General features: G+C 72.2%; 19 protein-coding genes. 12 read left to right on the top strand and 7 right to left on the bottom strand.

Annotated elements, in window-relative coordinates:
* The first annotated feature begins 185 nt into the window (after positions 1-185).
* Complete coding sequence (locus ACZ466_RS14025; RefSeq protein WP_378280757.1) at positions 186-1,646, top strand: WS/DGAT/MGAT family O-acyltransferase; 1,461 nt, start codon at positions 186-188, stop codon at positions 1,644-1,646.
* Positions 1,647-1,687: 41 nt separating this feature from the next.
* On the opposite strand, the gene ACZ466_RS14020 is transcribed toward ACZ466_RS14025, so the two are convergent.
* Complete coding sequence (locus tag ACZ466_RS14020; RefSeq protein ID WP_378280758.1) at positions 1,688-2,722, bottom strand: hypothetical protein; 1,035 nt, start codon at positions 2,720-2,722, stop codon at positions 1,688-1,690.
* Positions 2,723-2,796: 74 nt separating this feature from the next.
* On the opposite strand from ACZ466_RS14020, the gene ACZ466_RS14015 reads away from it, so the two are divergent.
* A complete protein-coding gene (locus ACZ466_RS14015; protein WP_378280759.1) occupies positions 2,797-4,251 on the top strand; it encodes an MFS transporter in 1,455 nt (484 codons plus the stop codon).
* Here ACZ466_RS14015 and ddaH read toward each other — a convergent pair.
* Both ddaH and lpdA read right to left on the bottom strand, forming a co-directional pair.
* Complete coding sequence (gene ddaH / locus ACZ466_RS14010) at positions 4,171-5,142, bottom strand: dimethylargininase (protein ID WP_378280760.1); 972 nt, start codon at positions 5,140-5,142, stop codon at positions 4,171-4,173. The two genes, ACZ466_RS14015 and ddaH, sit on opposite strands and share 81 nt — an antisense overlap.
* A gap of 250 nt (positions 5,143-5,392) precedes the next feature.
* Entirely contained in the window at positions 5,393-6,796 is a 1,404-nt protein-coding gene (gene lpdA, locus ACZ466_RS14005; RefSeq protein WP_378280761.1) for a dihydrolipoyl dehydrogenase, read from the bottom strand.
* Between the two features lie 416 nt (positions 6,797-7,212).
* Between lpdA and ACZ466_RS14000 the strand changes: the two genes are divergently transcribed.
* Positions 7,213-7,818, top strand: coding sequence for a hypothetical protein (locus ACZ466_RS14000; RefSeq protein ID WP_378280762.1), 606 nt, complete (start codon positions 7,213-7,215; stop codon positions 7,816-7,818).
* 92 nt (positions 7,819-7,910) lie between these two features.
* Positions 7,911-9,299 (top strand): MFS transporter, encoded by a 1,389-nt coding sequence (locus ACZ466_RS13995; protein ID WP_378280763.1) that lies wholly within the window; start codon positions 7,911-7,913, stop codon positions 9,297-9,299.
* Positions 9,300-9,704: 405 nt separating this feature from the next.
* On the opposite strand, the gene ACZ466_RS13990 is transcribed toward ACZ466_RS13995, so the two are convergent.
* Entirely contained in the window at positions 9,705-10,013 is a 309-nt protein-coding gene (locus ACZ466_RS13990) for an ArsR/SmtB family transcription factor (RefSeq protein ID WP_378280764.1), read from the bottom strand.
* A 52-nt stretch (positions 10,014-10,065) separates the two neighbouring features.
* Complete coding sequence (locus ACZ466_RS13985) at positions 10,066-11,202, bottom strand: epoxide hydrolase family protein (protein ID WP_378280765.1); 1,137 nt, start codon at positions 11,200-11,202, stop codon at positions 10,066-10,068.
* Between the two features lie 205 nt (positions 11,203-11,407).
* On the opposite strand from ACZ466_RS13985, the gene ACZ466_RS13980 reads away from it, so the two are divergent.
* From ACZ466_RS13980 to ACZ466_RS13970, 3 genes are all read left to right on the top strand, one after another.
* Entirely contained in the window at positions 11,408-12,829 is a 1,422-nt protein-coding gene (locus ACZ466_RS13980; protein WP_378280766.1) for a family 2B encapsulin nanocompartment shell protein, read from the top strand.
* Positions 12,830-13,753: 924 nt separating this feature from the next.
* The gene (locus ACZ466_RS13975) at positions 13,754-15,124 is read left to right on the top strand and encodes a family 2B encapsulin nanocompartment shell protein (RefSeq protein WP_378280767.1); all 1,371 of its coding nucleotides are present in this window, start codon (positions 13,754-13,756) and stop codon (positions 15,122-15,124) included.
* Positions 15,121-16,182: a family 2 encapsulin nanocompartment cargo protein polyprenyl transferase gene (locus ACZ466_RS13970; protein WP_378280768.1), complete on the top strand. Its 1,062-nt coding sequence runs from the start codon at positions 15,121-15,123 to the stop codon at positions 16,180-16,182. Before ACZ466_RS13975 ends, ACZ466_RS13970 begins: the two co-directional genes overlap by 4 nt.
* A 559-nt stretch (positions 16,183-16,741) precedes the next feature.
* Here ACZ466_RS13970 and ACZ466_RS13965 read toward each other — a convergent pair.
* Positions 16,742-17,389, bottom strand: coding sequence for a DUF5701 family protein (locus ACZ466_RS13965; protein WP_378280769.1), 648 nt, complete (start codon positions 17,387-17,389; stop codon positions 16,742-16,744).
* Positions 17,390-17,532: 143 nt separating this feature from the next.
* Between ACZ466_RS13965 and ACZ466_RS13960 the strand changes: the two genes are divergently transcribed.
* The 5 genes from ACZ466_RS13960 to ACZ466_RS13940 all read left to right on the top strand — a co-directional run bounded on the left by ACZ466_RS13960 (position 17,533) and on the right by ACZ466_RS13940 (position 20,940).
* The gene (locus ACZ466_RS13960; RefSeq protein ID WP_378280770.1) at positions 17,533-18,399 is read left to right on the top strand and encodes a hypothetical protein; all 867 of its coding nucleotides are present in this window, start codon (positions 17,533-17,535) and stop codon (positions 18,397-18,399) included.
* 40 nt (positions 18,400-18,439) lie between these two features.
* Positions 18,440-19,528 (top strand): galactose-1-phosphate uridylyltransferase, encoded by a 1,089-nt coding sequence (gene galT / locus ACZ466_RS13955; RefSeq protein WP_378280771.1) that lies wholly within the window; start codon positions 18,440-18,442, stop codon positions 19,526-19,528.
* Positions 19,529-19,532: 4 nt separating this feature from the next.
* Positions 19,533-20,075, top strand: a complete 543-nt coding sequence (locus ACZ466_RS13950; RefSeq protein ID WP_378280772.1) for a hypothetical protein — start codon at positions 19,533-19,535, stop codon at positions 20,073-20,075.
* 161 nt (positions 20,076-20,236) lie between these two features.
* A complete protein-coding gene (locus ACZ466_RS13945) occupies positions 20,237-20,638 on the top strand; it encodes a YbaB/EbfC family nucleoid-associated protein (protein ID WP_378280773.1) in 402 nt (133 codons plus the stop codon).
* Positions 20,635-20,940, top strand: coding sequence for a WXG100 family type VII secretion target (locus ACZ466_RS13940; RefSeq protein ID WP_378280774.1), 306 nt, complete (start codon positions 20,635-20,637; stop codon positions 20,938-20,940). The genes ACZ466_RS13945 and ACZ466_RS13940 overlap by 4 nt, the downstream gene beginning before the upstream one ends.
* Before the next feature lie 14 nt (positions 20,941-20,954).
* On the opposite strand, the gene ACZ466_RS13935 is transcribed toward ACZ466_RS13940, so the two are convergent.
* Entirely contained in the window at positions 20,955-22,181 is a 1,227-nt protein-coding gene (locus tag ACZ466_RS13935) for an RNA-guided endonuclease InsQ/TnpB family protein (protein WP_378280775.1), read from the bottom strand.
* Positions 22,182-22,266 lie beyond the last annotated feature (85 nt).

The following is a 22,266-nucleotide window of genomic DNA, read 5'->3' as shown; positions in this document are numbered from 1 at the left end:
CGGCGGGAAAGTTCCCCGAGTCGCTGGATCGTGCCTGGTGAACGGGGCGAAACGTCCTGTTAAGTCGGCGTTACTTTATGTCTGACCGCATTGACCTACGAGCCGGTATCCCCGACTCCTAGAGATGTAGGGCAGCGCACCAGACCAGCAGGCGGCACTCCGCACATGACGTAGACGGGACGAGCATGAGCCAGCTGAACACCGTTGACGCGACCTTCCTCAACGCCGAGACGACCACCACGCACGCCCACATCGCCGGCCTCGCCGTCGTCGACGCCGCCACCCGCCCCGGCGGGCGGCTCACCGTCGCCGACGTCTGCGACCTCATACGGGAACGCGCCCACCTGGCCGCCCTGCCGCTGCGGCGGCGGCTCGTCCAGGTCCCGCTCGGGCTCGACCACCCCTACTGGGAGGACGATCCCGACTTCGCTCCCGAACGGCACATCTTCGAGATCGGGCTGCCGTCCCCCGGCACCCCCGACCAGCTCGCCGACGCCGTGGGGAGGCTGCACGAGCGCCCGCTCGACCGCGACCGGCCCCTGTGGGAGCTGGTCCTCATCCACGGCCTCCAGGACGGCCTCACCGGCGTGTACGTCAAGGCGCACCACGCCGCCATCGACGGCGTCATGGCCGCCGAGACCCTGGCCGCGCTGCTCGACCTGTCGCCCGAGCCGCGCGAGCTGCCCGCCGACGACGCCGAGCCGGCCCGCGCGCCCGGCACGTTCGGCATGCTCGGCACGGGCCTGCTCAAGGCCGCGCTGCACCCCGTGCGCAGCGCGATGTCGGTGGCCCGCACCGCGCCGTACCTCGACGAGATCCCCGTGCTGGCGCAGATCCCCGGGGTCGGCCGGATGGCGCGGATGGTGCAGGGCGCGCTCGGCCGCGACGGCGCGCCGCGCCCGCCCCGCCTCAGCGTCCCGCCGACCCCGTTCAACGCGTCCATCGGACGGCACCGCACGGTCGCCTACGGCGAGCTGGAGCTGGCCGAGATCAAGGAGATCCGCCGCGCCCTCGGCGGCAGCGTGAACGACGTGGTGATGGCGCTGTGCGCGACCGCGCTGCGGCAGTGGCTGGACAAGCGAGGCGGCCTGCCCGACCGGCCGCTGGTGGTGGGCGTTCCCGTGTCGCTGCGCAGGGGCGCGGGCCGGGGGACCGGGAACGGCCGGGAGGGCGATCCCGGCAACCAGGTCACGATCATGACCACGCCGCTGGCCACCCACCTCGCCGACCCGGCCGAGCGCTACGAGGCCGTACGGCGCGACATGGACATGGGCAAGCGGCGGTTCGTGGCGTCCACGGGCACCTGGGTGCAGGAGGTGAGCGGGCTCCTGCCGGCGCCGTTCGCCCTCCCCCTCACCCGGCTGGCGATGCAGGCGCTGCCGGCCGTCCGCCCGCTGAACCTGATCATCTCCAACGTGCCGGGCCCGCAGTTCCCGCTGTACCTGTGCGGGTCGCGGGTGCTGGGCTACTACCCGCTGTCGGTGGTCACCGATCTCAGCGGCGGCGTCAACATCACCGTGTTCTCCTACGACGGGAAGCTGGACATCGGGGTGGTCGCGTGCCGCGACCTGATCCCCGACCCGTCGGAGTTCATCGACCACCTCACCGACGCCCTGGACGAGCTCAAGGCCCTCGCCCGCGCGTGAGCCGGTCAGGGGCGGAGCGCCGGTCAGGGCAGGAGGCCCGGTCAGCGCCAGAGGGCCGGGCGGTGCCGCCACGCCAGCCTCAGCGCGGCGGCGCCGGCCGGCTGCATCGGGGCGGGGACCGTCCCGTCGAACCGGGCGCGTGCGACGCGGCCCTCGGCGTTGACCGCGACGAGCCCTTCGAAGAGGTCGTCGAACGTCGCGTCGTCGAAGACCGCGACCGTGAGGACGTCCAGGGCGAGCGTCAGGGGGTCCACGCCCAGCCCAAGGCAGTGGACTGCGATCCGGCCCTCCGCGCGGGCCGTGCTGAGGGCCCGGTGGAACGGCCACGACTCCTGGTCGAAGCCGGGGCCGTAGTCCTCGCCGGTGCCGAGCAGCTCCTCGCTGAACTCCCGGACCATGCAGCGCCATAGGTCGAGGTCCGCGCGCTCGTCCGCCAAGGGCTGGAACACGCCGACGGGCATCACCTGGTAGAGGCCGCCCGCGTGCACGACCTTCGCCGGGTCGCGCCAGTGCAGCACGTACGAGCCGGACTCGGTGACGGTGACCGTGGTGATGGCCGGCAGCGCGGTGCGGCGGGAGAGGTCGCAGGGGTCGCCCACACGCCTCCGCAGGGGGAGCGTCTTCGCGCGGGCCGCGTCGGCCGCGTCGACCGCGCTCGCGTCGGAGGCGGCGGCGAGTTCGTGCGCGACGGCCTCGCCCACGTTCAGCCCGGCGAAGTAGTGGGACGGGCCAAGGGTGAGCGTGGGCGTCCCCCCGGTGAGGGCCGCGTCGAGCAGCCGGTAGCTGGGACGGTCCTCGAACACCCTGGGCGGTGCCAGGGCCCGCATCGCCTCGGCGTACGTCCGGTAACCGGCGGGCAGCCCTTCGCCGGGGTCAGCCACGGCGGGCGGCTCCGGGGCCGGCTCCCAGTGGAGCCGGACGGACTCCAGGGGGAGCGGCGTGGCGGGGAGCCACTCGGGCCGGGACAACAGCGGCGTCCCTTCCACGCGGAGCGCGTCCGGGTACAGCGCGCCCGCCACCTCGCCGAGCGCGTGCCGGTTCCCGTTGAGGAACGCGCGGATCTCGCCCCAGTCCATGCCACGACCGTACCGGGGGCCGCCGCGGGGGCGGGGGAACGGTCCAAAGAGCACCTCGCATATCGTCAATACACGTGCATGACGATCCGCCGCCCTCGGACCCCTCCCCCAGAACACCCCCGGAACCGCCACCAACGCCCGCCACGACCCCGCGGCTCGCCTGGATCCTGTGGGGCGTCGGGGTCCTGGCCTACGTCGTCGCCATCCTGCACCGCACATCCTTCGGCGTCGCCGGGCTGGACGCCTCCGACCGCTTCGGCGCCTCCGGCGGCATGCTCGCCTCCTTCACCGTGCTCCAGCTCCTGGTGTACGCCGGCCTCCAGATCCCGGTCGGGCTGCTCCTGGACCGGGTCGGACCGCGCTGGATGATCGCGGGCGGCGCGCTGCTCATGGCCGCGGGCCAGGGCCTGCTCGCCCTCTCCTCCGGCCTCGGCACCGCCGTCGCCGCCCGCGTCCTGGTCGGCGCGGGCGACGCGATGACGTTCATCAGCGTGCTCGGCGTGGTGACACGCTGGTTCCCGGCCCGCCGCGTCCCCCTGGTCACCCAGCTCACCGGGCTGCTCGGCCAGCTCGGCCAGGTGCTCAGCGCGGTGCCGCTGGTCGTCCTGCTCCACGGCCCCGGCTGGACGGCCGCGTTCGGCTCCGCCGCCTCGCTCGGCGTGCTGGTCGGCGTGCTCGCGCTGGCCGTGCTCCGGAACGGTCCACCCGGCGGCGGCAAGGACGGCAAGGCCGGCGGCGGCAAGGGCGGCAAGGCCGGCGCGGGCGACCGCGCCGCCGCCCCGACCCTGGCCGAGGTGGGCCGCAACCTCGCCGACTCCTGGCGGCACCCCGGCACCCGGCTCGGCCTGTGGTCGCACTTCACCACGCAGTTCTCGGCCAACACCTTCACGCTGATGTGGGGTTTCCCGTACCTGGTGTCCGGGCACGGCCTGGACCCGGCCGCCGCCAGCGCGCTGCTCACCGTGCTCGTGCTCGCCACCATGGTCTCCGGGCCGCTGATCGGCGCGCTGGTCGCCCGCTACCCGCTGCGCCGCTCCCTGCTGGTGCTCGGCATCGTCGGCCTCATGGTCACCGCCTGGACGGTCACCCTGGCGGTGCCGCCGCCCGCCCCCACCTGGCTGCTGGTCGTGCTGGTGCTGTGCGTCGCGCTGGGCGGCCCCGGCTCGATGATCGGCTTCGACTTCGCCCGCACCTTCAACCCGCCCGGCCGGCAGGGCACCGCGACCGGGATCGTGAATGCCGGCGGCTTCGTCGCCGCCCTCGTCGCGATCCTGCTCATCGGCGTGGTGCTGGACGTGATGTCGCCGGGCCGCGAGTTCACCCCCGAGGCGTTCCGCGCGGCCTGGACCGTCCAGGTGCTGTTCTGGGGCGCCGGGCTCGTCGGCGTGCTGCGCACCCGGGCCCTGGCCCGCCGCCGCATGGCCGAGGAGGGCGTCCGGGTGCCGCCGCTACGAGAGTCCCTGCGCCGCCGCGCCGAGGCCCGTGCTGAGGCCCGTGCCGAGGCCCGCGGCAAGGTCGGGTGCCGCTGAGGCGCGCAGTTCGAGGGTGCAGCACTTGGGGCCGCCGCCCGCCTTGCGCAGCTCGGACAGGTCCACGGGGACCGGCTCATAGCCGCGCCGCCGCAGCGTGCCGATGAGGCCGGCGGCCTCGGCGTTGATGACGACGTTGCGGCCGTCGCACACCGCGTTCAGGCCGAGCACCTCGGCGTCGCGCGCCCCGGCGAGCACCGCGTCCGGGAACAGCCGCTCCAGCACGGCGCGGCTGCCCGGCGAGAACGCCCCCGGGTAGTACGCCACGTTGCCGCCGCCCAGCGGGAATAGCGCCGTGTCGAGGTGGTAGAAGCGCGGGTCCACCAGCCGCAGCGTCACCACCGGGCGGCCGAGGAACTCCTGCGCCTCCTGGTGCGCGGCCAGGTCGGTGCGGAAGCCCGTCCCGGCCAGGATCACCTCGTCCAGCACCAGGAAGTCGCCCTCGCCCTCGTTGGTGTGCGCCGCCTCCAGGACGTCGGGGAACCCGTTGCGCCGCAGCCAGTCCGCGTACGCCGGGCCCTCGGCGGCGCGCTCGGGATGGGCGAACCGCGCCCCGTACACCCTGCCGCCGACCACCAGCGCGCCGTTGGCCGCGAACACCATGTCGGGCAGCCCCTCGACCGGGTCGATCAGGCTCACCCGGTGCCCCAGCGCCAGGTACGCGGCGCGCAGCGCCTCCCACTGCGCCGCGGCCCGCGCGGCGTCCGCGCCCGCGGCGGGGTCCATCCACGGGTTGATCGCGTACGTGACGGCGAAATGCTCCGGGCGGCACATCAGGTAGTGGCGCCGCAGCGCGACCCGCTCGGCCCGTACCGCCTCGGGGGCCGCCCCGGGCAGGAGCCGCCCGTCCGGAACGGTGCTGCCCGGTTCCATCGCCGACGACACGGTCATGGCGCCTCCTGATCCTTCGGGTCGATGACAGGCCTCTCGACCGAAAGCCTAAGAAGCGCCGAGCCACGATCCAATGCGCCGAGATTGCGCCGACCTGGCGTTTCGTTGCTTATCAAGGGACGCGGACGGCGATTCGTTGTGCCCCGCGCCCGTATCCCCGGAACGCGCACGGCGGCCTGGACCACCGGGGTCCGGGCCGCCGTGGACGGTCGGTCGTGCGCGCGAGGGGAGCCGCGCGCCGCGCGCCGCGTCAGAAGTTGATCATGTGGCCGGCCAGGCCGTGCACGGCCTCCTTCATGGCCTCGCCCAGCGTCGGGTGGGCGTGCACGTTGCGGGCCACCTCGTGCACGGTCAGGTCCCACTGCTGGGCCAGGGTCAGTTGCGGCAGCAGCTCGGTCACCTCGGGGCCGATCATGTGCGCGCCGAGGATCTCCCCGTACTTCGCGTCGCTGATCACCTTGACGAAGCCGTCGCCCTCGCCCATGCCCAGCGCCTTGCCGTTGGCGCTGTAGGGGAACTTGGCGGTCTTCACGTCGAAGCCCCGCTCCTTCGCCTGCGCCTCGGTCCAGCCGAAGCTGGCGACCTGCGGCTGGCAGTACGTGGCGCGCGGGATCATCACGTAGTCGAGCTCCATCGTCTCGGCGTCGGCGATGGTCTCGGCCGCCACGATGCCCATCGCCTCGGCCGCGTGCGCCAGCATCAGCTTGGCCGTCACGTCGCCGATCGCGAAGATGTGCGGCACGGAGGTGCGGCAGCGGCCGTCGACGTCGATCGCGCCCCGGTCGGTCAGCCGGACCCCGGTCTTCTCCAGCCCGTACCCCTCGACGTTGGGCTGGAAGCCGATCGCCTGCAGGACCTTGTCGGCCTCCAGGACCTTCTGCGCCCCGTCCTTGCCGGTGACGGTGACCTTGACCTTCTCGCCCGAGTCGTCGATCGCGTCCACCCGGGTGGAGGTCAGCACGTCCACGCCCAGCTTGCGGTACCGCTTGGCCAGCTCCTTGGAGACGTCGGCGTCCTCGTTGGGGACCATGCGGTCGAGGAACTCCACGATCGTCACCTTGACGCCGTAGTTGTGCAGCACGTACGCGAACTCGACGCCGATCGCGCCCGCGCCCGCGATCACGATGCTCTCCGGCAGCTCGGAGCTGAGGATCTGCTCCTCGTAGGTCACCACCCGCTCCGACAGGGAGGTGCCCGGCAGCAGCTTGGTGTGCGCCCCGGCGGCGATGATGCAGTGGTCGAAGGTGACGGTGTCGGTGCCGCCCTCGGCCGTCGCCACCTGCAGCGTGTTGGGGTCGGTGAAGGTGCCCCGCCCGTTGAAGGAGGTGATCTTGTTCTTCTTCATGAGGAACTGGACGCCCTTGACGAGCTTCTCCGAGACCTCACGACTGCGCTGGAACGCCGTGCCGTAGTCGAACGTGACCGGCCCGTCGGCCTTGATCCCGTACTTCTCCGCCTCCTGGGTGAAGATGTGGGCCAGCTCGGCGTTGCGCAGCAGCGCCTTGGACGGGATGCAGCCCACGTTCAGGCAGACCCCGCCCCAGTACCGCTCCTCGATGATCGCCGTCTTCAACCCGAGCTGTGCCGACCGGATCGCGGCGACATATCCACCCGGGCCCGAGCCCAGGACCACGACGTCGAAATGATTGCTCATTCTTGTGACGATATTCGGCTCCGGCAGGTGCTCGCATCCCGACGCGGCGACGTCACAGCCGCTCAGCGACCTCGGGCGCGATCGGGGCCGCGCCGGACACGGGCCGTGATCGGATGGGCTCCGTTCGAAGTCCTTCGTCACGTGCTGTTAGTGTTTTCCGCGTCCTCACGATGCGGTGTGTGGCGCGGAACTCAGCCGATCGTGGAACACCCGCGCCCTGCCGTGTCGTTCATGCGAAGTCGGGCGGTGGACCCGGCTCCGGCCCGGGTCAGGCCGCGAGCGGGAGCGGGCCGCGCCGGCGCCGGACGCGGATCCGGCCGGGTTCCCGCGGGCCGGATCCAACCACGTCCGGGCGGCCGCCGAGCGCACGTGCCGGGCCCCACCCCGTCGGCCCAGACGAAACGGAGGAGAGCCGAGTGAGGATCCCCAAGCCCGTCAACACCGTCCTGGACTGGGCGGAGGGACACGCCGGCGCGCTCGGCACGGTGATCGCCCTGGGGGGCGCCGCCCTGGCCGCGATGTGGGTGCCCGTGCTGGCCGGATTCATCCTCGGGCTCGCCGTCGGCGGCTTCGTCGTCCACCTGCGCATGAGCAAGCGGATCGCCCGCGCCCGCCGGGAGGTCGACGACCTGCTGCGGGAGAACGGCGCGCTGCGCCACCGCAACACCGTCCTGGCCAGCGGCGTCATCACCCGCGAGGCGCAGATGACCCAGGCCCTGGTGGCCATCCCGGAGGACGAGCCCCTGGAGGACCCGCAGCGCACGCGCCAGCTGCCCACGCTCGACGACGAGCTGCTGGGCGTGGTGGCGTCCGCCGCCGCCCCGGCGGACGACCTCAAGGACGATGACGGTCCTGAGGAGGAGGCGCCCGAGCCGGAGGAGAAGGACGCGAAGGCCCGGAAGAGCCACCGCCCGGTGCAGGACGCGAGGGCGGGGAACACCGGCGGCGACCCGGCCGGGGAGATCACCGACCTCACCGACTTCGTGGGCCCCTGGCGCCCCTCCGACTCGCGCCGCTCCTGAACGCACGCCCCGGGCCGCTCACGGCGTGCCGGAAACGGGCCCGTTAACCGTCCTGATCTGGGGGGACAGGTACCGCGGGGGGTGCCATGCCGGTGACGGACGAGCGGACCGGGCCCGCCGGCGAGCCAGGCGAGGAGCCGGAACCGGCGGCGGCCGACCACGTCGCGGTGCGCAAGGCCGTGATCGCCTCGGCGATGGGCAACTGCATCGAGTGGTTCGACTTCGGGGTGTTCAGCGCCGGAGTGATCACCTCGATCATCGGCACCGTCTTCTTCCCGCCGGGCGAGGGCGGCAGCGCCACCCTCCGCTCGTTCGGGCTGATCGCCGCGGCGTTCCTGGCCCGCCCGTTCGGCGGCATGTTCTTCGGCCCGCTCGGCGACCGGCTGGGCCGCAAGAAGGTGCTGGCCACCACGATCATTCTGATGTCGGGGTCCACCTTCGTCATCGGCGTGCTGCCCGGCTACGCCCAGATCGGCGTGGCCGCCCCGCTCCTGCTGCTGGCGGTGCGGCTCGTCCAGGGCTTCTCCACCGGCGGCGAGTACGGCGGCGCCGCCACCATGATCGCCGAGTACGCGCCGACGAGGCGGCGCGGCTTCTACGGCAGCTTCCTGGAACTGGGCACGCTGTCGGGATACGTCCTGGGCGCCGGGCTGGTGCTGGGCATGCACGTGCTGCTCGGGAACGAGCACATGCACGCCTGGGGCTGGCGCGTCCCGTTCCTGGTCGCCCTGCCGCTCGGCCTGGTCGGCCTGTACGTGCGGACCCGGATCGAGGACACGCCCGCGTTCAAACGGATGGAGGCGGCCGGGACGAAGGCCAGGTCGCCGCTGCGGGAGACGATCCTGCACAACTGGCCGATGATCCTGAAGCTGATCTGCATCGTCTTCCTGCTGAACATCGCCGACTACACGCTGCTGACGTTCATGCCGTCCTACCTGACCGACAACCTGCGGATCCCCGCGGTCACCGCGCAGCTCATCACGATCGGGGTGGAACTGGCGATGATCGTGGTGATCGTCCCGCTGGGGGCGCTGTCGGACCGGATCGGGCGGAAACCGCTGCTGCTCACCGCCGCGGCCGGGTACCTGCTGCTGAGCTGGCCCGCGTTCGCCGCGATGCAGACCGAGCGGCCGCTGGGGGTGGCGGCGGGCTACGCCATGATCGGCGGGCTGCTGGTGCTGATGCTGGCGGTGATCGGGGCGACGTTCCCGGCGATGTTCCCGACCAGGGTGCGGTACGGCGCGTTCGCGATCGGCTACAACATCTCCACGTCGCTGTTCGGCGGGACGTGCGCGGTGCTGGTCGGGTCGCTGATCGAGGTCACCGGGAGCAACTTCGTCCCGGCGTACTACCTGATGCTCGCGGCGCTGGTGGCGCTGGGCCCGCTGATCGTGATCCCGGAGACGGCCGGCGTGCCGATCGACCGGGCCGGGGACGAGTACGCCCCGGAACCCGTGGGCTCCGGGGCGCGTGCCTCGTGACGCCGGGAAGAAAACGGGATCCCGCGAAACAGGTCAAGAAACCGCAACACGCAGCGTTGTGTTCCCGTAACGTGCGGTGCGGTGAGTCGCGCTCACCACACCGGCCACAGCCGGAACAGCACAACTGAACGGGTACCGGAGGTCGTCCGGGATCCCGCCCCTGGGGCGAATGCCTGTGGAGGAAACGTAAGACCACTCTGGTTCGTCAGGGAGGCGGTGTCCTGTGAAGCAGGAACCCTTGCCCGTGAGGGCAAGAATCCCCGTGTTTCGGCATGGGGAGAAGTCAATCCGGGTCCTCCCCTCGCGCCCAACATGCGCGATGCCGCCGGGACTTCCCGGGCGAGCGCCCGCAGCGGCCGTGACCTTGGTCACGGCCGCACCGGCGCTCCACCCTCGGTCGGCCGGTCAGTCGGGGTTGCGGTCCAGATGCTCCTCAAGAGAGTCGAGGCGGGCCGACCAGACCCTGCGGTACGGGGCGAGCCAGGCGTCCATCTCGGCCAGCGGCTCCATCCGCAGCTCGTACACGCGGCGCTGCGCGTCCTGCCGGGCCCGGACCAGGCCCGCCTCGCGCAGCACCCGCAGGTGCTTGGACGTCCCCGGCTGGGACATGCCGAGCCGCTCGACCAGTTCGTTCACCGGCCTGGGCCGTTCCAGCAGGAGGTCCAGGATGCGGCGGCGGGCGGGTTCGGCCAGGACCGCGAACGCTGAAGACATGCCCCTAGTATAATCGCTTGTTTATATTCAGTAAGAGGCATGTAGCGACGGCTCAGCGCAGCGCGCGGAAGAACACGCGGATGTCGCCGGTCAGGAGCTCCGGCACCTCCAACGCCGAGAAGTGGCCGCCCTTCTCCAGCCTCGTCCAGTGCACGACGTTGTGGTCGCGCTCGGCGAACGCCCGGATCGACGACTCGGTCGGCGCCACCGCCACGCCCACCGGCACCGGTGACCGCTCGGGCGCCGCGCCCCAGGCGTCACCGCCCTCCTTGTAGATGCGGAACGCCGAACCCGCCGTCCCGGTCAGCCAGTAGATCGACGCGTTGGTGAGGACGTCGTCCCGGTCCAGCGCCCCCACGGCGTCGCCGTGACCGGCGTACCAGTCCCCGTACCAGGCGAGCTGCCCCACCGGCGAGTCCGCCATCGCGTACGCCAGGGTCTGCGGCCGCGTCGACTGGATCACCGCGTACCCCGACACCTCCTCCCACGCCTCCATCCCCGCCAGCCCGGCCTGGTCCTCGGGCGAGAGCCCCTCGAACTCCGCCGGGTCGCCGGACGGGAACGTGACCAGGGAGTTGACGTGCACGCCCACCACGCGCTCCGGGTCGATCCGGCCCAGGTAGGGCGAGAGCAGCGCGCCCGTATCGGCGCCCTGCGCGCCGTACCGGTCGTACCCGAGCCGCCGCATCAGCTCCCGCCACGCCGCCGCGATCCGCCCGATGCTCCAGCCCTTCTCCGCGGTCGGCCCGGAGAACCCGAAGCCCGGGATGGACGGCACCACCACGTGGAACGCGTCCGCCGGGTCGCCGCCGTGCGCGCGCGGGTCGGTCAGCGGCCCCACCATGTGCCGGAAGTCGGCGAACGTGCTGGGCCAGCCGTGCGTGAGGATCAGCGGCAGCGCGTCCGGCTCCGGCGACCGGACATGCCAGAAGTGCACGTTCTGGCCGTCGATCTCCGTGGTGAACTGCGGGTACGCGTTGAGCTCGGCCTCGTGGCGGCGCCAGTCGTATCCGGTGCGCCAGTACTCGGCCAGCCCGCGCACGTAACCGGGCTCGGTGCCGTACGACCAGCCCGCCCCGGGCAGCGCGTCGGGCCAGCGGGTCCGGGCCAGCCGGTCGCGGAGATCGTCCAGGTCGGACCGCGGAACGTCGATACGGAACGGCCTGATGCCGCTTTCTGTGTCGGTCATGACCCGACCGTAGAAACAGTCGAGGTCACCGCCTGACCGCGACTGTCACCTGTACCCAAGGTAATAGAAATCTCTCATTGTTACCAGGTAATCACGTTGGGTAGCGTGGCCGACGGCGCGGGCGGCGATCAGCACCTGGCGGTCGACGACGGCGACCCGCGCGGCAAGCGGCAATGACGACGCGCGACAGACGGATGGGTGGATCGTGACCGAACAGCAGATCGACCAGCAGGCGGCCGACCAGCAGCTCAGCCTCGGCACGGCGGCGGCGCGCAACCTCGCGACGACGACCAAGTCCGTACCCCAGATGCAGGGCATCTCCACCCGGTGGCTGCTGAAGCTGCTGCCCTGGGTGCGGGCCGCCGGCGGCGCCTACCGCGTCAACCGCCGGGTCAGCTACACCGTCGGCGACGGCCGCATCACGTTCATGAACGGCGGCGCCGACCTCCAGGTCGTCCCGCGCGAGCTGGGCGAGCTCGCACCGCTGCGCGGCTTCGACGACGAGCCCGTGCTGGAGGCGCTGTCCGGCCGGTTCGTCCGCGAGGAGTACGCGGCGGGCGACGTCATCGTGGAGGCCGGCGGCCCGGTCGACCGCGTGGTGCTCATCGCGCACGGCAAGGCGGGCAAGATCGGCACCGGCGAGTACGGCGACGAGGCCACCCTGGGCGTGGTCGCCGACGGCGGCTTCTTCGGCGACCGGGCCCTGGTCGGCGACGAGACCACCTGGGAGTTCTCGGTCAAGGCGCTGACCGCCTGCACCGTGCTGATCCTGACCCGCGAGCAGTTCCACCAGGTCCTGGCCCTCTCGGACGACCTGCGCACGCACGTCGAGGACTTCGAGCGCGGCCCGGGACGCTCCCTCAACCCGAGCGGCGAGGCCGCCATCGAGCTCGCCTCCGGGCACACCGGCGAACCCGTGCTGCCCGGCACGTTCGTCGACTACGAGCTCAAGCCGCGCGAATACGAACTGAGCGTCGCGCAGACCGTCCTGCGCGTGCACTCCCGGGTCGCCGACCTCTACAACGAGCCGATGGACCAGGTCGAGCAGCAGCTGCGCCTGACCATCGAGGCGCTGCGCGAGCGCCAGGAGAACGAGCTCGTCAACAACCGCGACTTCGGCCTGCTGCACAACGTCGAGCCCGCCCAGCGCATCCCCACCCGCTCCGGCCCGCCCACCCCCGACGACCTGGACGAACTGATCACCCTGGTCTGGAAGGACCCGGCCTTCTTCCTCGCCAACCCGAAGACGATCGCGGCGTTCGGGCGCGAGTGCAGCAAGCGCGGCATCTACCCCGACAGCGTGGACGTCAACGGCCACCGCGTCCCGGGCTGGCGCGGCATCCCGATCTTCCCGTGCAACAAGATCCCGATCAGCCGGACCAGCACCAGCCCCGTCCTGCTGATGCGCACCGGCGAAGCCGCCCAGGGCGTCATCGGCCTCCACCAGACCGGGCTCCCCGACGAGGTCCAGCCGGGCCTGTCGGTGCGCTTCATGGGCGTCGACGAGAAGGCCATCATCTCCTACCTGGTCAGCGCCTACTACTCGGCGGCCGTCCTGGTCCCCGACGCACTGGCCGTCCTGGAGAACGCCGAGATCGCACACGGTGGTGCCGGTGCCCCCGCGTGACCCACCGGAACCACCCCCAGCCCGACACGCCCAGCCGCACCAACGCCCCCACCCACCAGCAACCCTCCGCCCCCTGGCAACCCCCCGCCCGCCGGCAACCCCCCACCCACTCGCGCCCGTCCGCCCGCCGGCAACCCCCCGCCCGCACGCGCCCGTCCGCCCGCCGGCAACCGTCCGTCCGCTCGCAACCCCCGACCCGCTGGCGACTGTTCGCCCGTTTGCAACGCACCGCCCGCTGGCAACCGTGCGCCCGTTGGCGATCGTCTGCCCGTTCGCAACCTCCCGTCCGCTGGCAACCCCCTGTCCGCAGGCGACTGGCCGCCCGTTCGCGACCTCCCGCCCGCTGGCAACCGTCCGTCGGCTGGCGACCGTCCGCCCGTTGGCAACCGTGCGCCGGTTGGCGACCGTCCGCTCGTTCGCGATCGTGCGCCGGTTGGCGACCGTCGGCCCGTTCGCAACCCCCTACCCGCTGGCAGCCGTCCGCCCGCCGGAAATCCCCCGCCCGCTCGCGACCGTCCGACCGCCCGTGACCCTCCCCGGGCTAGCAGCCGTGCGCCCGCTGGCAGCCCCCGGCCCGCTCGCGACCGTTCGCCCGCCGGCGACCCCCCATCCGCTCGCAACCCCCTCCCCGCTGGTGACCGTTCGCCCGTTCGCAACCCATCGACCGTTCGCAACCGTCCGCCCGCTGCCGTCCTCCCGCCCGCACTCCAGTTCTGGCCCGCACTCCACCTCCCACGCGGTCTCTGACTCCTGCCCGCATGCCACCTTCCGTCCCGAACCCGGCTCCCGCCCTCACCCCACCGGCTCCCACCACGTCAACCTCCGCCATCTCCCTTCCAACCGTCCCCGACACCGACGTGCCCGCCCCGGCGCCCCTGCCCGGCGCCCGCCCATCCGCCCCTTGACCCCAGGAGGGTGTAGCCCATGACCCAAGAGCAGCTGAGCCTGAGCACGGCTGCGGCACGGAACCTGGCGACCACGACCAAGTCCGTTCCGCAGATGCAGGGCATCACCCCCCGATGGCTGCTGCGGCTGCTGCCGTGGGTGGAGGTCACGGCCGGCACGTACCGGGTCAACCGCCGCCTCACCTACCAGCTGGGTGACGGGCTGGTGAGCTTCGTCAACATCGGCAGCGCGATCAGCGTCGTCCCGCCGGAGCTGGCCGAGCTGCCGCCGCTGCGCGGGTTCGACGACACCACCGCGCTGGAGGCGGTCGCGCAGCGCTTCACCCAGCACGAGTACGCCCCGGGCGAGACCATCGTGACCGAGGGCGAGCCGGTCGAGCAGGTCATCCTGATCGCGCACGGCAAGGTCAGCAGGATCGGCTCCGGCGCGTACGGCGCCCGCACCGAGCTGGGCGTGCTGGCCGACGGCCGGTTCCTCGGCGACCGCGCGCTCCTCGGCGAGGCCGGCACCTGGGAGTACTCGGTCCGGGCGGTCACCCCGACGACGGTGCTCATCCTGTCGGCCACCGACATCGCACAGCTCACCGGCCTGTCCGACCCGCTGCGCACCCATCTGGAGGCGTGCGCCGCCGCGCCCGAGCCGCCTCGCAACCGTTCCGGCGAGGCCGCGATCGACCTGGCCGCCGGGCACTTCGGCGAGCCGGTGCTGCCCGGCACGTTCGTCGACTACGAGCTCAAGCCGCGCGAGTACGAGCTGAGCGTCGCGCAGACCAGGCTGCGCGTCCACACCCGGGTCGCCGACCTCTACAGCGAGCCGATGAACCAGATCGAGCAGCAGATCCGGCTGACCGTCGAGGCGCTGCTCGAACGGCAGGAGCACGACCTGCTCAACAACGCCGAGTACGGGCTGCTGCACAACGCCGACCTGCGGCAGCGGATCTCCACCCGATCCGGCCCGCCCACGCCCGACGACATGGACGATCTGGTCGCCCGGCGCCGCAAGTCGCGGTTCTTCCTGGCCCACCCCAAGGCGATCGCCGCGTTCGGCCGCGAATGCACCCGCCGCGGCGTCTACCCGGAGGGAACCGTCCACGACGGGGTCCGGGTGCAGGCCTGGCGCGGTGTGCCGATCTTCCCCTGCGACAAGATCCCGATCAGCTCGTCGGGGACCACCTCGATCCTGTGCATGCGGACCGGCGAGTCCGACGAGGGCGTGGTCGGCCTGCGCCGCACGGGGCTGCCCGACGAGGTCCGGCCGGGCCTGTCGGTGCGGTTCATGGGCGTGGACGACAAGGCGATCGTGTCGTACCTGGCCAGCACCTACCACTCGGCGGCCGTACTCGTCCCGGACGCGCTCGGCGTACTGGAGAACGTCGAGGTCGCCCGGTGACAGGCGAGACCGTCACAGGCGACACCGAGGCGGGTGAGACGGCGGGCCGGACCGCGGGCGAGGTGCTGGAGTGGAGCAGGGGGCTGCTCGACCCGGCGCTGCGCGAGGCCACCGTCCACCTGTCCGACTCGATGCGCAGGGTGGCCGCCTACCACTTCGGCTGGCGGGACGCGCGGGACCGTCCCACCGAAGCCGGCGGGGGCAAGGCGATCCGCCCGGCGCTGGTGCTGCTGACCGCCGTGGCGTCCGGCGGCACCGCCACGGCGGCCCTCCCGGCCGCCGTGGCGGTCGAGCTCGCGCACAACTTCTCGCTGCTGCACGACGACGTGATGGACGGCGACCTCACCCGCCGGCACCGTCCGACGGCCTGGAGCGTGTTCGGCGAGCCCGCCGCGATCCTGGCCGGCGACGCCATGCTGGCCTGCGCGTTCGAGGTGCTCGCCGACGGCCGCCATCCGGCGGCGCTAGAGGCGGGGCGGATGCTGGCGCGGGCGGTGATCGACCTGGTCGAGGGGCAGAGCGCCGACATGGCGTTCGAGCTGCGCGAGGACGTCGACCTGGACGAGAGCCTGGCGATGGCGGCGAACAAGACCGCCGCCCTGCTCGGCGGCGCCTGCGCCATCGGCGCCGCGCACGGCACCGGCCCGCCCGACCTGATCGACCACTACCGGCGGTTCGGCGAGCTGCTCGGCCTGGCCTTCCAGCTCGTGGACGACCTGCTGGGCATCTGGGGCGATCCCGTCGTGACCGGCAAGCCCGTGCACTCCGATCTGCGCAGCCGCAAGAAGTCGCTCCCGGTCGTGGCCGCGCTGTCGTCCGACGGGGCCGCGGGCGAGGAACTGGCCGCCCTCTACCGGACCGACCGCTCCCTCACCGACGCCGAGTCCGTCCACGCCGCGGAACTCGTCGAGGCGGCGGGCGGCCGCGCCTGGGCCGAGAGCCGCGCCGCGTACTACCTGGAAGAGTCCCTCGGCCACCTCGACCTGGCCCGACCCCGATCGCCCGCCTCCGACGAACTCCGCTCCCTGGCCCGCCTGGTCATCACCCGCGACCGCTGACGCTCCCCCCGGCGGCCCAACGAACCGCAGGTCGAGTGGGCCGCCGGGCCTGGACGTGGTCGATCATATGTTCGATTAGAGTGGGGGTGTGCAGCAGAGCCCGGAGCATGTGCCGTTCGTGTGCCCGCGAGGGCATCGGCTGGGGCCGGGGCGGGTCATCGTCGGATGGTCGCCCTGCGTCTGCCCGCCCTGCGCCGAACGCGGCCGCGGCCTGCGCGGTCATCGCACCTACCTGTGCCTGACCTGCAAGGACGAGCATGTGACCACGATTGCTACCTCCCGTACCACGTCGCCGGCACGGGCGCAGGCTACCGCTGGCCCTGACCGCCCCACCCCCCACCACCATCAACGCACCAGACACGGGGGCCGCCCCGGCCAGGGCGCAACGGCCCCGGCCAGGACGCGGCGATGACGGGCGCGGCGCGACGGTCACCTAGCGGGCTCGGCGGCCTCGGTCAGGGTGCGGCGGCCCGGGCGAGGACGTGGCGGTCACGCGCTCGGCGTGGCTGGCCCGGCTGGGCACGGTGGTCCCGGTCGGGACGCGGTGGTGCGGGGGTGTTTAGTGGGTGCGGCCTGTGGCTGAGGCCATGCCTAGCCAGGTGTGCGGGTTGCCTGCCCAGCACCAGCCGAGCTTGGGTGCGTTCTGGCTGATCCAGATCGCCGGGACGCGGCGGTCGCCGCAGCGCGATCCGCCCAGTGAGAAGCACTTGTTCTTCGCCAGGACGGCGGGGAACTGGGTGACCAGTGCGATGCCCTCCTCGATGGTCAGCAGGGTGCGGCCGCGGGCGGCGATGGCGTCCATGGCGTCGTTGGGCACGGCGCCGCAGAACTCCTCGCCGCGTTCGATGCCGTGGAGGAGGTAGGCGCGGGCGTCGGGCAGTTCGACCTCCTTGGTGGGGACGAACTTCACGATGTCGTCGTCGGCGTAGTTGCGGTCGATGACTCCGGGCTTCTTCTTGCCGTGCAGGGTCGTCCGCGCGATGGCCTCCTCGACCGGGACCACCTCGCGGGTGAGGACCAGGACGAACGGGGCGCGGCCTTCGCCCGGCGATGTCGTGGCGTGTTCGAGTGCGGCGGGGCGCAGCGGGGCCAGCAGGGCGGCGAACTCCTCCTCGCCGAGCCCGGCGGCCCGGTGGTGGTCACGGTCGATCAGGGTGCGGACCTGGCGGTCGAACTCGCCGGCCGCGTCGAAGGGGTGGAGGGTCACGTCCTGCCTCTCTGTCGGTTGTAACTCCGTACAACATACAAAGTTTCGGGTTCATTCCCGGCGGTCCGCAAGCGGTCAATCTCCGACAAAGCGGGCAAAGGGTGCGATGGTGTGGGGACGACGGGCTCACCCCAGGGGACGCCATGGCGACCTTCGACTTCCCGCGCGCCGATCACCCGGCCGCCGCCCGGGTGCTGATCGAGCACTCCGACGGCGACACCCCGGTCGTCGAGCAGCCGATCCGCATGGTCTCCGTGGACACCCCGGAGAAGGCGCAGTACGCCGGGAAGGCGTCCACCGCCCAGCCCAAGCTGGACCGCTGCCGCGAGCGGCTCACCGACGGCACGTTCGGGACGCTGATCCCCGATGGCCTCCGCGACCATCTGCTCGCGCGGCTCACCCCCGACGCCGCGGCACGGCACATCGCCGCCGCCGAGCGCGCCACCGCCCACTTCCAGACGCTGCGCGAGCGCCGGCTCACCCGTCCCAATGGCAGTGTCCGGCGGGTCGCGGTCGTGCCCACCGGGGAAATCGTCGACCGGTACGGGCGCCTGCTGGCCTACCTGGCGCCCTGGTTCGCCGGGGCCGACCGCGGCGACCCGCGGCCGCCCCGCGACCACCCCGACCGGCGCACGTTCAACCTCGACATGGTGGCGGACGGCTGGGGCGCGATGTTCCTCGTCCACCCGTCCATCCCGCGCGACCCCGACCTGCGGGTGCTGCTGGACGCGGCGGACGCCGCCTGGACGGGACGCCGCGGCATGTGGGAGGCGTTCGGGGAGGACCTGCTGCTCGCCTACGAGTACCGGGCCTGCGTCAAGCTCGGCGCGCGCGACCTGGGCGATCCGGAGGCCGCGGTGGAGAACGCCTACCAGCGCGTCTGCGTCGACCTCGACGGCCTGCGGACGCTCGGCCCGTTCGGCTACCACCTGGCGCCGCCGTCCCGGCGCCTGTGGATCTGGAAGGACCGGTTCGACCAGGCCCGCGACGACCTGCGACTGCCCCGCTGACGGCCGCGGAGCCCCGGGCGGCGTCCAGTAATCTCGCGGGGTGGCGCGTACACGGAGCAGGCTCGCCGACGGGCGCGAGATCGTCTACTTCGACCGGGAGCCTGGGCGGACGCCGGTGCCCGATCCCCGCGACCTCCCGGCGGCCGAGCCGCTGTGCGAGACCCGGCGCGATCCGCTGACCGGCGACCGGGTGACCGTCACCGCGCACCGCAACACGCGCACGTTCCTGCCGCCGCCCGACCAGTGCCCGCTGTGCCCGGGCGGTCCCGCCTCGGAGATACCCGACGCGGGGTACGAGGTCGTGTCGTTCGAGAACCGCTTCCCGTCCTTCTCCTCGCGCACGCCGGACGTGCCGGCCACGGTCGACGGGCAGGAGATCTTCGCGCGGGCGCCGGGCGGCGGCCGGTGCGAGGTCGTCTGCTTCACCGACGACCACGGCGCGACCCTCGCCCGGCTCCCGATCGAGCGCGTCCGGCTGGTGATCGACGCGTGGGCGGACCGCACGGCCGAACTGTCGGACATGCCGGGCATCGCGCAGGTGTTCGTCTTCGAGAACCGCGGCGTGGAGATCGGGGTGACACTGCACCATCCGCACGGCCAGATCTACGGCTACCCGTTCGTGACGCCCCGGACCGAGCGGATGCTCGCCATGGCGTCCGCGCACCGCGCGTCCACCGGCCGCGACCTGTTCGAGGACGTCCTGGACGCCGAGCGCGTGGCGGGCACGCGGATCGTCGCCTCGGGGGAGCACTGGACGGTGTTCGTCCCGGCCGCGGCACGCTGGCCGGTGGAGGCGCACGTGATGCCGCACCGCCACGTCCCCGACCTCGCCGCGCTGACCGGGCCCGAGCGCGACGAACTCGCCGTCCTCTACCGCGACCTGCTCCGCCGCGGCGACACGCTGTACGGGACGCCGCTGCCGTACGTGGCGGGCTGGCACCAGGCGCCGACGGGCGAGGGCCGCGACCTGCTGCGGCTGCACCTCCAACTGTTCTCGATCCGGCGCGCACCCGACAAGCTCAAGTTCCTGGCGGGGTCGGAGTCGGGCATGGCCGCCTGGATCAACGACGTCCCGCCCGAGCGCATCGCCGCCCGCCTCCGCGAGGCCGCCGTGGGTGCGGAGGCGTGAGCGCGTGGGGAACAGGTTCACCGTCCACGGCACCCGGGCCGACGAAGACTGCCTCTACCTCACCAACGGCGGCACGGACGTCTTCTTCGACGTCCTGACGCTGGCAGGCAGCGCGATCGCCGAGTCCGACTGGGAACGGAACCTCGTCCTGCACTTCGCCGACGGGCACCGCCACTCGCGCGGGTTCGACGGGTTCGACCTGAGCGCGCTCCCCTGGACGGCGGACTGGCCCGCGGAGAAGGCGTTCCTCCTCGCGCTGCTCGGCAAGGCGATGACCCGCCACGGCTGGCACCTGCTGACCTACGACCCCCCTTACGCGCCGGACTCCCTGCGCCGTTACCGGGCGATGGCGGACGGGCTGGCCGCGCCCGTTCCCGTCCGGCGGCGGCCGCGGCGGTGGGGCGACTGGCGCGTCCCGCCGCCCGCGGAGTTCCTCGAACGCTGCCCCGCCCACGGCATTTACCAAGGTGAGCTCGGGTGCCGTCTCTGCGACCCGGAAATCCAGCCGCCGCCCTGGCGGGCCGGGCGGGATGCTCGCAAGACCTGATCAGCTGGGCGGTTTCTCATTTCCCTTACCACTGATCACGCTGCGTTGTTATGTCCAGGGATTGTCGAGATGCGGCAAAATCGTGAACAATAGGGCTCCTGTTCATGATCAGACCATGACGGCCGACCACGACCATGCCGGGGGACGGCGGAGGGGGCCAGGTGCGCGCGGAGTGGCAGGCGCATATCGATGAGCTGCTCAAGGAGTACAAGAAGCAGCACGAGCAGCTGAAGAAGCTGCAGGACCGGCTCACCGCGCTCGAAGCCGAGGGCGAGGGCGGGGACGGGGCCGTCAAGGCCAGGGTCGACCGGCAGGGGCGGCTCACCTCACTCGAGTTCGACCCGCGCCGCTACCGCAAGCTCGGGTCGGAGGAACTGGCCGAAGCCGTCCTCGAAGCCGCCCGGAACGCCGCCGACCAGGTCTCCGGCAAGGCCCGCGAGGCCATGGAGGGCCTGGTGCCCGAGGGCGCCGAGCAGTCGGACTTCGACTTCACCAAGCTGGTCGGCGACACCCCGGGCGACTTCGACGCCGTACGCGAACGTTACGGACTGCTGGACCGATGACCAACGAGCTGCGCGTCGACACCGGCGCACTCAAGCGCTCCGCCGGCGGGTTCCAGCGCGGGGCCGGTTCCCTCAAGAGGATCCACACCGCCCTGGAGTCCGCCCTCTCCGCCGAGGGCAAGTGCTGGGGCGGCGACAAGACCGGCCAGGAGTTCGAGAAGAACTACCTGAAGCCGAGCCAGGACGTGCTGAAACTGTTCGGGCAGCTCGCCGAGGGGCTCGGACAGGTCCGCGAAGGCGTCGAGCAGATGGCCAAGCAGTACAGCGCGGCCGAGGACGCCGCGACGATCCGGAAGACTTGACATCCTCCCCTCCCCTAGAGCCGTAGGGAGGGGATTCCGGCGGCTCGCGCCGCCGGTGGTTTCTGTTTCACAGCCGAGTGCGGAAGGGAGGGCCCTTGCCGTCTGACATCAGCTCCGCAGACATCGCCGGGGCTCGCCCCGGCTGCGACCAGACCGGCCGCAAGGATGTTCTCGGCCGCGTTGATCTCCCGGTCGTGCCGGGTGCGGCAGCCCGGGCACGTCCAGTGCCGGGTCGAGAGGCTCAGCTCGGCGAGCAGGTGCCCGCAGGCCGAGCAGGTCTTGGACGAGGGGTGCCAGCGGTCGATGACCACCAGCCGCCGCCCGGCACGCTCCGCCTTGTACTCCAGTTGGCGCCGGAACTCACCCCACCCGCAGTCGGAGATGGCGCGGGCGAGGCTGCGGTTGCGCACCATGTTGGCGACCGCGAGGTCTTCGATCACGATGGTGTCGGCCTTGCGCACAAGATGTGTGGAGGTGCGGTGCAGGAAGTCGGCGCGGGCGTTGCGGACTTTGCGGTGGGCGCGGGCGACCTTGCCCTTGGCCTTGCGGCGGTTGGCCGACCCGCGCAGGCAGCGGGCCATGCGGCGCTGGTAGCGGGCGAGGTTGCGGGCCTTTCGCTCCAGATGCCTGGGGTTGGCGATGCGCTCCCCATCGGAGGTCACCGCGAATTCCTTGACGCCCAGGTCGATCCCGATGGCGTGTCCGGTCTCGGCGAGGGGCCGGGGGGCGTCGGTGTCGACGGCGAAGGTCACATACCAGCGTCCGTCCCCTTCACGCGAGATCACGCCCATGGTCGGATGCAGCGTGGTCAGGTCCACGTCGTCGAAGGACCACACGAACGCCAGCGGCGTGCTCGTCTTCGCCACGTGCAGCTCGCCGTTCCTCATGCGGAACGCCGAGCGCGTGTAGTGCGCGGCCTGGCGACCGTTGCGGTTCTTGAACCGCGGGTGGCGGGCGCGCCTGGCGAAGTAGTTCGCGAACGCGGTGTGCTGGTGCCGCAGCGTCTGCTGGAGCGGCACGCAGGAGACCTCCGACAGGAACGCGAGGTCTTGGGTCTTCTTCCAGCGGGTCAGCGCGGCGTCGGTCTGCTTGTAGGAGGTCTTCTCGCCTCGCTCGCGGTAGGCCGCGACGCGTTCGGCGAGCGTCTTGTTCCACACCAGGCGCACACACCCGAACGTGCGGCCGAAGACGGCCGCCTGCTCGGAGTCCGGGTAGGCCCGGCACTTGTACGCCGTCCGCATGGCACCGGAACCTACCGACCGCCACCGACATTCTCACTCCACGTACCCGACCGGCCACCCGCACCACACAACGTCAGGGGAGGCC

Source organism: Actinomadura rugatobispora, assembly GCF_055379765.1.
The sequence above is the reverse complement of the archived record's forward strand: the minus strand, read 5'-3'. Positions and strand labels throughout refer to the sequence as shown.

What these genes read in the sequence shown, in the direction of transcription:
- ACZ466_RS14025 (WP_378280757.1), top strand. Translation starts at nt 186, where the DNA reads ATGAGCCAGCTGAACACCGTTGACGCGACCTTCCTCAACGCCGAGACG.
- ACZ466_RS14020 (WP_378280758.1), bottom strand. Translation starts at nt 2,722, where the DNA reads ATGGACTGGGGCGAGATCCGCGCGTTCCTCAACGGGAACCGGCACGCG.
- ddaH (WP_378280760.1), bottom strand. Translation starts at nt 5,142, where the DNA reads ATGACCGTGTCGTCGGCGATGGAACCGGGCAGCACCGTTCCGGACGGG.
- lpdA (WP_378280761.1), bottom strand. Translation starts at nt 6,796, where the DNA reads ATGAGCAATCATTTCGACGTCGTGGTCCTGGGCTCGGGCCCGGGTGGA.
- ACZ466_RS13990 (WP_378280764.1), bottom strand. Translation starts at nt 10,013, where the DNA reads ATGTCTTCAGCGTTCGCGGTCCTGGCCGAACCCGCCCGCCGCCGCATC.
- ACZ466_RS13985 (WP_378280765.1), bottom strand. Translation starts at nt 11,202, where the DNA reads ATGACCGACACAGAAAGCGGCATCAGGCCGTTCCGTATCGACGTTCCG.
- ACZ466_RS13975 (WP_378280767.1), top strand. Translation starts at nt 13,754, where the DNA reads ATGACCCAAGAGCAGCTGAGCCTGAGCACGGCTGCGGCACGGAACCTG.
- ACZ466_RS13960 (WP_378280770.1), top strand. Translation starts at nt 17,533, where the DNA reads ATGGCGACCTTCGACTTCCCGCGCGCCGATCACCCGGCCGCCGCCCGG.
- ACZ466_RS13940 (WP_378280774.1), top strand. Translation starts at nt 20,635, where the DNA reads ATGACCAACGAGCTGCGCGTCGACACCGGCGCACTCAAGCGCTCCGCC.
- ACZ466_RS13935 (WP_378280775.1), bottom strand. Translation starts at nt 22,181, where the DNA reads ATGCGGACGGCGTACAAGTGCCGGGCCTACCCGGACTCCGAGCAGGCG.